Consider the following 10,668-nt stretch of genomic DNA (forward strand, 5'->3'; position numbering starts at 1 on the left):
TCGTAAAGGGAGCAAATAACTGACCATTACATAAAGCGGCGATCATATTAATCCGTCCTTGTCTTCTGCCACTTTTTAGAGCATAAAAGCGCTTCCCTCTTTGATTCCAGCCATAGCTATAATCTTCTCTACTATCCATCCCAGCTTCATCTATAGCAACCGCCTTGGCGGTTGCTATACCCGCCATCGACTCAACCAAAAAATTGGTATAAATATAGATTAAAAATTGCTGATTTTTACACAGCTACATCCGAAATCAGAAAGTAGAGAGTTGTAGTTAGTTGTGAAGATTTACAGAGTTTACAGTTAAAATAATGAAATTTGATTTGTTTGAAGTAGCCCTGTATAAGAATCAGATTTGATTTTTGAAAAAGCGACCTTATTGGCAAGGAAAGAGATAATTAATATTTGCCTATGTCTACCTTAAGAAGTCAATTCATAAATAAAATAAGAATCCTATACCCTGTTTATAAGTTCGAGCTACTGGCTGGCTAATCTTAGAGGATGTTTGAAAAGTTTTCTTCTTGGTAACAAAACGTTCTAGATCCCCCTAAATCCCCCGATAAATTGGGGGACTTTGATTCCGTTCCCCCCTTTTTAAGGCAGGGCTGTTTCATTCGTTTAGATAACGATTTTGTCAAGAGTATCAGCCAAAAATTTGAGGTAGTTGGTAATCGAAAAATTACTGCTTTAACCACTAAATTTAAGTGCGATCGCCTGGTTTTTGACCCAATTAGATTATTTAACGACCTGATTTTTTTAGCTGATACGCTTGTAAATAAAGGTCTTTTAAGGAATGAAACAGCCCTGCCCTTTTTAAGGGGGGCTAGGGGGGATCGGTTAGTGCCTAAAATCACAGCCAACCACTTTTCAAACAACCTCTTATATTTATCTTGTAAATAGGGAATTGTGGCTAGTAATTACTTTATACTCATCCAACTCCTTAGAAATAAGGCAAGAGGCAGAAGGGAAGAGGATTTGACTTGTTTCTTTCGCCCTTCTGGCAACTTCGCCTTTGTTGGAGACTCACGTTAAACTGAGAAAATAATCTAAATTAGCTGTACTTAAACTAGTTTGTCTTCATAATGGTTTCCACTTTTCCCAATCCTTCTTCTGTCGATCTATCTCACATCCGACTTCCGATCCGCTCATTGCAACCGCAATTAGTAGAGTGGCGGCGGCGATTGCATCAACAACCAGAGTTGGGTTTTCAAGAAAAACTGACTGCTGAGTTTGTATCACAAAAGCTGCAAGAATGGGGAATTGAGCATAAAACTGGCATTGCCCACACTGGCATTGTTGCCACCATCAAAGGCGACAAACTTTCTGGCTCCCAACTCCCAACTCGCCATGTTTTAGCGATTCGTGCGGATATGGATGCTTTGCCAATCCAAGAACTCAACGAAGTGCCGTACAAATCGCAGCATGATGGAGTGATGCACGCTTGTGGACATGATGGACATACAGCGATCGCTTTAGGTACAGCTTATTATCTCCAACAGCATCGCCAAGACTTCTCTGGTGTTGTGAAAATTATCTTTCAGCCAGCGGAAGAATCACCAGGAGGCGCAAAGCCGATGATTGAAGCTGGAGTTTTGAAAAACCCAGATGTTGAAGCCATTATTGGTTTGCACTTGTGGAATAATTTGCCTTTAGGAACAGTGGGTGTGCGTGCTGGTGCATTGATGGCAGCTGTGGAATGCTTTAACTGCACAATTTTGGGTAAAGGTGGACACGGCGCACTACCACATCAAACTGTTGACTCCGTTGTTGTTGCTGCCCAAATCGTCAATGCCTTGCAAACCATTGTTGCTCGGAATGTTAATCCCATTGATTCAGCAGTAGTCACAGTAGGCGAACTTCACGCTGGAACCAAACGTAATGTGATTGCTGATACAGCGAGAATGAGTGCTACTGTCAGGTATTTTAATCCTAGTTTGAAAGGCTTTTTTAAGCAGCGTGTCGAGCAGATTATTGCTGGAATTTGTCAGAGTTATGGTGCAAATTATGACTTAGAATATTGGTCACTTTATCCACCAGTAATTAATGATATTAAAATAGCAGAACTAGTGCGATCTGTAGCAGAAGAAGTGGTAGAAACTCCTGTGGGTATTGTGCCAGAATGTCAAACTATGGCTGCTGAAGATATGTCATTTTTCTTAGAAGAGGTTCCTGGTTGTTATTTCTTTCTGGGTTCTGCTAATTCCGCAAAAGACTTAGTATATCCCCATCATCATCCACGGTTTGATTTTGACGAAACTGCCTTGGCAATGGGTGTGGAAATATTTGTTAGATGCGTGGAAAAGTACTTTGTTTCATGTCATTAGTCATTAGTCATTGGTCATTGGTCATTAGTCCGTTGTAGTCAAAAATGACCAAGGACGACCATAACAAAAATTTTCACATATCTAATTTAGAATTGCTATATCTCTAATTCGTGACTATCGGTTTCTGTTTATTGCTAACTTCTAAAGGCAAGAAAATCGTCATCACTTCCCCATAGTGTGGACGCTGGCGCACAATTAGTTTGCCACCGATCGCCTGAAACAAATGCTTGGTTGCAGCGATATTCAAACTAATCGTACCTGTTTCTGGTTGGAACATCAGCAGTTGACCTAAAGCTTTGCGAATTGGTGGTGTTGCAGGTATGGTGGCTTTATTTGAATCTTTGCACCTCAATTGCGGCGATAATTGTAACTTCAGTTGATCTCCAGCTGGGATAACTTGTACTTGAATATGGCTGCCAGCAGGTAAGCTACGAGTAAAATTTTCCATCAAACCAGTGAGAACCCGATCCAACATGGTGGGATTGCTTACCACTGTCGGTAGTTGCTGGGGTAAAACAACATTCAAAGTTAAATTCCGCCGATGCGCTGCTTGTTCCCAACGGGGAATGCTCTGCTGCAACACTTGATCTAAAGACATCGGTGTGAGTTGAGTTTTTGACGATTTTGCTGAGGCAGTAGTTTCTAGTTCTGCGGCCTTAAACAGCAATTCCATCCGGTCAATTTGCTCGGTACACTCGTGATCGATAATTTTTAAGCGATTGATCGCGCTAGCATCTAAATCTCGCCGCTTCAACAGCAGACGAGTCATGGTGCGAATAGTTGTTAAAGGTGTGCGGACTTCGTGAGCAAAAGCTTGGAGCAATTCTACATCAGGATTTGAGGATTGGACATTGGGCATCGCTTCGGCTTTGCTCAGGGTAAGTGGACATTGAGCATTGGGGAAAAATTTTCTCCCCTGCTCCCCTGCTCCTCTGCTCCCCTGCTCCCCTACTTCTTCCACAGTCCCTAGTAAACAGTCTCTAGTCTCTTCTGGTTCTGTTAATTCCTGAAGTAATAACTGACTAAAGTGAATCATCATGCGGTAGTCTGGTGCTACCGGAGAATACTGTTCTACTAATGCGTCCAAGCGCCCGAAAAATTCTGGATTAGCCAGCATTACTCGTGCCCCTAGCGATCGCCAAGCCTGCTGCACTATCTCTGGCTCAAAAGAAAATGAAAAGGTTTTTTTGCCGTTTTTGTGGGTTGCTAAAATTAGTACTAATCTGAATTTATCTGTAAAAACCAAGCAAAACTGTTCTGCTCCGAGCGGATCGGCAGGTAGTAAAGAAAGTACCGATTCATTGGGAGCAATTTCTTCATTGACAGATGCAATTGCACCTGGCATCTGAAATGGCATCAGCGCCAAAGGGTTAAATGGTTTTGCTGTAAAAGTTACTGTTTGTAAACTTTGAGTTAATTTTGGTTGACTAAACAAGGGTGCTGGTGCAGCTAAAACTAATCCTTGGGTTGTGTCAACTGAAGGGTCTGCTAAAGTATTTAATAGCAAATGTTCTGTCGCTGCGAGGCTGATACGCCACTGCTGCTCTGCTTTAGCAGGTGAACATTCTGCCACACTTGATTGATTTTGGGCCAAGATTTCGCTCAGGCTTGGCAATATCCATTGGTACACAGGCTTTCACCCCTTAATTCAAGAGCGACTAACAGCGTCTAGGTTAGACATTTCACTACTATCTAAGAGGTTATAGCTATTTGTATACTGATGACAGTGGTAGAACCGAACAATTCAGGGGCAATTACCCTCTAACTGCGATGTCTACGACGGGCTATGCTTACGCACTTAGAGTTTGAAAAACATTAGCACTGACTTTTACCGATAGGCGTGGCGATCGCCAACTGATGAATGTGCTGGTTTCGCTACTCGAATTGGGATTGTAATTACAAACTCTGCACCTTGTCCCGGTGATGAAATACATTGCAAAGATCCACCATGCTTATCTGTAATTATCTGGTAGCTAATCGATAAGCCCATACCAGTCCCTTTGCCAACTGGTTTCGTAGTGAAAAAAGGGTCAAATAAACGTGACTGGATTTCTTCTGGAATTCCTACCCCATTATCAACAATCCGAATAATTATATTTTCATTTATTTGTTCAGAAGAAATGCGAATCAAGGGATTTGGACAAAGTTCTTTTTGGAAACAATCTTCTAAAGCATCGATCGCATTTGTCAAGAGGTTAATAAATACCTGATTCATTTGCCTTGCAAAACACTGGATTTGAGGTATTTCACCATATTCTTTAATCACTTTAATTTCAGGGCGATTATTTTGTGCCTTGAGTCGGTGTTGCAAAATTAACAAAGTACTGTCGATTCCTTCATGGAGATCGGCCGTTTTGAACTCAGCTTCATCCAAACGAGAGAAAATTCGGAGACTGAGAACAATTTCCCGAATGCGTTTAGCCCCCATCTTCATTGAGGTTAACATCTTAGGCAAATCTTCTGTTATGTACTCTATATCTGCTTCTGCGTTAGCATTTTTTATTTCTGGCTCTGGGTTAGGATAATAATTTTGATAAAGCTTAATTAACAGCAGCAACTGTTGAGTGTAATGATCGGTGTGTTGCAGGTTGCCGTAGATAAAATTAACTGGATTGTTGATTTCATGGGCAACTCCCGCCACTAGTTGACCCAGACTCGACATTTTTTCCGATTGAATTAATTGGATTTGGGTTTTTTTCAGGTCTTTCAGAACTTGCTGAAGTTCTGCTTCTGCCTGTAGGCGATCGCTAATTTCGTCTCGTAATTGTTCGTTAGCATTGACCAAATCATCTCTAGAATATTGGAGATCGTCTGCCATTTTGTTGAACGAGCTAGCTAACTCGCCAATTTCATCTTGGGAGCGAATATTAACTCTGGTATCCAATTTACCTTCAGCCAGATTCATCACAGCTTCCTGGAGTTGCTTAATCGGTTTTGAGATGCTTTTGGAAAGCAGATAACCTACTGTTAATGCAAAGATGCTACATCCCAAACTAATAAACGACGTGACAACAATATTTTTATGTGCAGTTGCTAGTGCTGCTTTATAAAGTGGTGTATATTCCAAAATTACTGCACCCATTGTTTCACCGTTGCTAGTTTTAAAAGGAACGGCAATCAATTGAATTCCATTTGGGTATTCAGGACTGGACTCAATATAGGTTCTGGGTACACCATCTTGAATAGTTTTACCAACTTCATTATTGCGATCGTGGTCTAATCGCGTACCGATATCTTCCGTAACTACATCTGCCAGAATGATTTTATTGCGGTCTACAATCTCCAAATCGCGCTGACGTTGCTTGTGTAGCGATTGAATATGCTCTTGCAGATGGGCTAGCACCCGATCTTGCGATCGCATTTTGTGCTTTTCATGCTCATGACTGACAAAATATCCCAGTAGTCCAGCAACTTCTTCGGCCTCTTGTTGAGCAAGATACTTAGCTATATTCAATTGTTGATTAGCATTAATTGCACCAATTATTCCTGAAAGAGTAGCCATTCCAAGAACACCCAAAATTAATTTTTGACTAATTTTCATTCCTTGCTCAAAACCTCAAGTACTGACTACTGTGCTAATTCAGTTCTAGGGAATTTGCCCTTTTCCTAAAATTCCCACTTATCAGCCTGAAAGCTACAGAGTAAACAACCATTAGCAAAATATGCGTTAGCGAGTTAGACACTCTTGCGTCGCTCTTAGCGTTGGCGCAGTCTCTCTAAGAGTTGCTATGCCGTTGGCGAACGCGAATAGCGTCTCTGAAAGAGAAGCCTTTACGCTGCGCTATCAAGCGTCACAGGCTCTCGTAGACATCGTATTTTTTAGGTAGATTAGCAATAGACTATCTCAAGGGCACTTTATGACTTCTTTTGATTCAGCTAAGGATTTAGTACTAGTTGTTGGTGCTACAGGTGGAGTCGGGCAATTAGTGGTAAGCAAGTTACTCGAAAAGAATTTAAAAGTTCGCGTTCTGACACGCAATGCTGCAAAAGCTGAAAAGATGTTTAACCAAAAAGTGGAAATTACCGTTGGTGACATCCGTCAGCCAGCTACACTGCCAGCAGCAATGCCAGGTGTTACCCACATCATAAATTGTACCGGAACCACTGCCTTTCCCTCTGCGCGATGGGAGTTTGACGAAACCCCGAACTTGATTGAATGGGGAATTATTTTTTTTAATCCCAAATCTAGTCAAGCAAAAGCAAAGAATAGTCCGACAAAGATTGATGCTCAAGGTGTCAGCAATCTAGTAGCAGCAGCACCCCAGAATTTGAAGCGATTCGTTTTCGTCTCTTCTTGTGGAATTCTCCGTAAAAATCAGTTTCCTTTTAGTCTTCTTAATGGTTTTGGCGTGTTGGATGCCAAACAAAAAGGCGAAGAGTCCATTATTAATTCAGGATTACCCTACACCATTATCCGCCCAGGACGCCTTATTGACGGCCCCTATACCTCATACGACCTCAACACCCTCCTTAAAGCAAAAACTGGGGGTAAATACGGTGTGGTCATAGGCACTGGTGATACACTTTCAGGTGATGCCAGCCGGATTGATGTTGCAAACGCTTGTGTAGAATGCCTATTTCAGCCAAATAGCTCTAGGAAAATTTTTGAAATAGTCAACCAAGGACAAAGACCACCTGTGATTGACTGGGAAACTCTTTTTTCTAGGATTGAGTAACTACTGAGTGCTGTTAGCGTCAGCAGGGCGTTTAGCCCGTGCTGAGTTAGGAGTTATTATTTCTCTCCTGCTCCCCTGCCCCTCTGCCTCTTTTCAATGCCCCGTGCCCAATCTCCAATCCTTACTGCTTCTATGGTTTATTGCCTCAAAAGACGGCAAACACCACTCGGACGTTACGGTTCACCCTAATTACTGAAAGTATTAATTCTTCTACATTAGACAGAGTGAAGACAAATTAATCCATGAACCAACTAAAAACAAAATTTAGTTAGTTTAACCGTCCCAAGCAAGGTTCGGGAAACCACCCTTCATGGACTGGCTACCACTAAGCTTCAGTATATATATCAGCATAGTCTGGAGTTTTAACCCCAGGAAAGCCAAATCAAAGGTATTCATGCTGAACGGGCTGATTTCTTGACCCTGTTGGTTCAAAATTTAGTGCTTTATATTCTCATTCATTCATTTGTAGTTATACGGAGCCAGCACCTAAAATGGCAAAAGTAGTTGGAATTGACTTAGGAACAACGAACTCCTGCGTGGCAGTAATGGAAGGTGGTAAACCCACAGTAATTGCTAATGCTGAAGGTTTTCGGACAACGCCATCAGTAGTCGCATTTGCGAAAAATGGCGACAACTTGGTTGGCCAAATCGCCAAACGCCAAGCGGTGATGAACCCCGAAAATACGTTTTACTCAGTCAAACGCTTTATCGGTCGCCGCTACGATGAAGTGGGTAACGAAGCTACAGAAGTTTCTTACAAAGTTCTGAGCAGCAACGGCAATGTCAAATTAGATTGTCCAATTGCTGGCAAACCGTTTGCTCCTGAAGAAATTTCTGCAAAAGTTCTTCGCAAATTAGTTGAAGATGCCAGCAAATACTTGGGTGAAACTGTAACCCAAGCTGTAATCACTGTTCCTGCATACTTCAACGACTCTCAGCGGCAAGCAACAAAAGACGCTGGAAAAATTGCCGGGATTGAAGTTCTGCGGATTATCAACGAGCCTACCGCTGCTTCTCTGGCTTATGGATTTGACAAGAAGAGTAACGAAACCATCCTAGTATTTGACCTTGGTGGTGGTACTTTCGACGTATCCGTGCTGGAAGTAGGAGACGGAGTTTTTGAAGTACTAGCCACATCTGGTGATACCCACCTTGGTGGTGACGACTTTGACAAAAAAATAGTTGATTTCTTAGCTGAGAAGTTCAAGAAAGCCGAAGGTATTGACCTGCGGAAAGACAAGCAAGCTTTACAACGTCTAACGGAAGCCGCAGAAAAAGCCAAAATTGAGCTTTCTAGTGTCAGCCAAGCAGAAATTAACCTACCATTTATTACCGCTACCCAGGATGGGCCCAAGCACCTGGATACAACCCTGACTCGCGCTCAGTTTGAAGAACTTTGTTCTGACTTAATCGACCGTTGCCGTATTCCTGTGGAAAACGCCCTCCGGGATGCCAAGTTAAACAAAGGCGATATTGATGAAGTGGTGTTAGTTGGTGGTTCTACGCGGATTCCCGCAGTCCAACAGATTGTGAAGCAGGTATTGGGTAAAGACCCCAACCAAAGCGTGAACCCTGATGAAGTTGTAGCAGTTGGTGCAGCCATTCAAGCTGGAGTACTGGCTGGTGATGTAACTGGCATCTTGCTGTTAGACGTGACACCCCTATCTTTGGGTGTGGAAACATTGGGCGGCGTGATGACGAAAATTATCCCCCGCAACACCACAATCCCCACCAAGAAATCGGAAGTCTTCTCCACTGCTGTGGATGGACAAACCAACGTAGAAATTCACGTCCTCCAAGGTGAACGCGAATTCTCTAACGATAACAAGAGTTTGGGAACCTTCCGCCTCGATGGCATTCCTCCTGCACCACGTGGCGTTCCTCAAATTGAAGTGGTGTTCGATATTGACGCTAACGGTATCCTTAACGTCACCGCAAAAGACAAAGGTACTGGTAAAGAACAGTCCATCAGCATAACTGGCGCTTCCACCCTGGATAAATCTGATGTTGACCGCATGGTAAGAGAAGCTGAACAAAATGCTTCATCTGACAAAGAACGGCGTGAGAAGATTGAACGCAAGAACCAAGCCGATTCTTTGGCATACCAAGCTGAAAAGCAGTTACAAGAATTGGGCGATAAAGTTCCCGATGCTGACAAGACTAAAGTCGAAGGTTTAGTGAAAGAACTGCGGGAAGCTGTTGCTAAAGAAGACGATGAGCAAATTAAAAAGCTCACCCCAGAATTGCAACAAGCGTTATTCGCTGTTGGTAGCAACATCTATCAACAAGCTGGTGCTAGTGCCAGTGCTGGCGCTGGTGCCGGTGCTACATCTGGTGGTGAACCTCAAGATAGTAGCAGTTCTTCTAGTTCTAGTAACGGCGACGATGTGATTGACGCTGATTTTACAGAGAGCAAATAATTTCTCTACTTTCTTTTGAGAAGATTGTTTTGTTCGACCTCATATTACCCACTCAGACAAATGCCTGAGTGGGGATTTTTTTTTAGGAGTTAGGGGTTAGAAGTTAGGAGTTAGGAGTTTGAAGTCTAGAGTTAGAGTAGAACTAATATTAGTAACTCTCGATCTTAATTCTTAACTTTGTTCCTAACTCCTCACTCTCTATTCCTAACTCCCTTATGCCATATCCACAAGCACCTTGGACACTCCAAGGCTATGCCATCCAAACTTTGCATTTGGTAAATATTGACCAAGTGCGCCCTTTGATTCCCTTAGAGTTAGAAATTATTTCTGTATGGCCTGGTAAAACTCTCGCTAGCGTGTATTTATCTCATTATGGGTCAGGCTCAGTAATGGAGTATAGTGAGTTAATTGTTGTCCCAGCTTTGATTAATTACCAAAGGAAAATCGGCGCTTGGATTTCTCACATTTATGTAGATAATGCTGATTCGGTGGCTGGCGGTCGAGAAATTTGGGGGCTACCAAAGGAACTAGCTAAGTTTACCTGGGAACAAGGAAAGTATGTTACTGTGCATCAGGAAAACCGCAAGTTGTGTAGTCTTAAGTATAATCAACAAAGTTTGCCATGGAGACAGTGGTTAAGTGCCTCTAGTTTCAGCGTCAAGGGTAGTGATTTGCTGATATTTCCTGCTGAAGTTGAATCTGTGTTGGGTTTGATTGGTTCTAAGTTAGAAATCCCGGACGAAAGTCCTTTTTCTGGAATCGGTTTAGGTCAGCCTTGGTTAACTGTGCGGTATGAGCAGATGAATTTACGGGTTGATGCGCCAAAAGTGGTAGGTCAATCAATTTTAAATTAATTTAAAGGTGTTTTATTTAACTCAAAAGAAGACACCTTGAGCTTTCACTTTTTTTTGTAGATGTCGTCACAGAGATAGCGATCGCTCTCTGCTTTTGGGTTATTCTTCAGATAATCATGCGCCATATTACAACCATGCTTAAGAAGTTGATTTAAGTCAAAATCCCAAACCAAAACACCATCAGAATCACCAGATGCAATACTTTTACCATCTGGGCTAAAACTGACATCATTGTTACCAAAGCGCTCGTAATACCAATTTAATGTGAAGTTGCACATATCTTGATCCCCCTAAATCCCCCTTGAAAAGGGGGACTTTGATAGATGTTTTTCCGGTTCCCCCCTTAAAAAGGGGGGTTAGGGGGGATCGAATTCTATGCAGCTTTATAAAA

Annotated in this window: 7 protein-coding genes and 1 pseudogene; 4 read left to right on the top strand and 4 right to left on the bottom strand. The window is 42.3% G+C overall.

Annotated elements, in window-relative coordinates:
- Positions 1-166, bottom strand: a pseudogene (locus RMY32_RS21450) (transposase); the annotation flags it as partial.
- Positions 167-1,085: 919 nt separating this feature from the next.
- Here RMY32_RS21450 and RMY32_RS21455 point away from each other — a divergent pair.
- Positions 1,086-2,327, top strand: a complete 1,242-nt coding sequence (locus tag RMY32_RS21455) for a M20 family metallopeptidase (RefSeq protein WP_322712672.1) — start codon at positions 1,086-1,088, stop codon at positions 2,325-2,327.
- A gap of 103 nt (positions 2,328-2,430) precedes the next feature.
- On the opposite strand, the gene RMY32_RS21460 is transcribed toward RMY32_RS21455, so the two are convergent.
- On the bottom strand, positions 2,431-3,957 hold the full coding sequence (locus RMY32_RS21460) for a HAMP domain-containing sensor histidine kinase (protein WP_322712674.1): 1,527 nt from the start codon (positions 3,955-3,957) through the stop codon (positions 2,431-2,433).
- A gap of 198 nt (positions 3,958-4,155) precedes the next feature.
- Complete coding sequence (locus RMY32_RS21465; protein WP_409883657.1) at positions 4,156-5,868, bottom strand: ATP-binding protein; 1,713 nt, start codon at positions 5,866-5,868, stop codon at positions 4,156-4,158.
- Positions 5,869-6,184: 316 nt separating this feature from the next.
- On the opposite strand from RMY32_RS21465, the gene RMY32_RS21470 reads away from it, so the two are divergent.
- The 3 genes from RMY32_RS21470 (at position 6,185) to RMY32_RS21480 (ending at position 10,277) form a co-directional block, all read left to right on the top strand.
- The gene (locus RMY32_RS21470) at positions 6,185-7,003 is read left to right on the top strand and encodes an SDR family oxidoreductase (RefSeq protein ID WP_322712677.1); all 819 of its coding nucleotides are present in this window, start codon (positions 6,185-6,187) and stop codon (positions 7,001-7,003) included.
- 491 nt (positions 7,004-7,494) lie between these two features.
- On the top strand, positions 7,495-9,423 hold the full coding sequence (gene dnaK, locus RMY32_RS21475) for a molecular chaperone DnaK (protein ID WP_322698017.1): 1,929 nt from the start codon (positions 7,495-7,497) through the stop codon (positions 9,421-9,423).
- 215 nt (positions 9,424-9,638) lie between these two features.
- Positions 9,639-10,277 carry an acetoacetate decarboxylase family protein gene (locus tag RMY32_RS21480; RefSeq protein ID WP_322712678.1) on the top strand — a complete coding sequence of 213 codons (639 nt, stop codon included), beginning with the start codon at positions 9,639-9,641 and terminating at the stop codon, positions 10,275-10,277.
- Positions 10,278-10,321: 44 nt separating this feature from the next.
- On the opposite strand, the gene RMY32_RS21485 is transcribed toward RMY32_RS21480, so the two are convergent.
- Positions 10,322-10,555: a hypothetical protein gene (locus RMY32_RS21485; protein WP_322712680.1), complete on the bottom strand. Its 234-nt coding sequence runs from the start codon at positions 10,553-10,555 to the stop codon at positions 10,322-10,324.
- Positions 10,556-10,668 lie beyond the last annotated feature (113 nt).

Source organism: Nostoc sp. ChiSLP03a, from assembly GCF_034531215.2.
Classification (GTDB): domain Bacteria; phylum Cyanobacteriota; class Cyanobacteriia; order Cyanobacteriales; family Nostocaceae; genus Nostoc.

Bases quoted from the DNA above. Each gene is read 5' to 3' on its own strand.
- RMY32_RS21455 (WP_322712672.1), top strand. From the start codon at position 1,086: ATGGTTTCCACTTTTCCCAATCCTTCTTCTGTCGATCTATCTCACATC.
- RMY32_RS21465 (WP_409883657.1), bottom strand. From the start codon at position 5,868: ATGAAAATTAGTCAAAAATTAATTTTGGGTGTTCTTGGAATGGCTACT.
- RMY32_RS21470 (WP_322712677.1), top strand. From the start codon at position 6,185: ATGACTTCTTTTGATTCAGCTAAGGATTTAGTACTAGTTGTTGGTGCT.
- dnaK (WP_322698017.1), top strand. From the start codon at position 7,495: ATGGCAAAAGTAGTTGGAATTGACTTAGGAACAACGAACTCCTGCGTG.
- RMY32_RS21480 (WP_322712678.1), top strand. From the start codon at position 9,639: ATGCCATATCCACAAGCACCTTGGACACTCCAAGGCTATGCCATCCAA.
- RMY32_RS21485 (WP_322712680.1), bottom strand. From the start codon at position 10,555: ATGTGCAACTTCACATTAAATTGGTATTACGAGCGCTTTGGTAACAAT.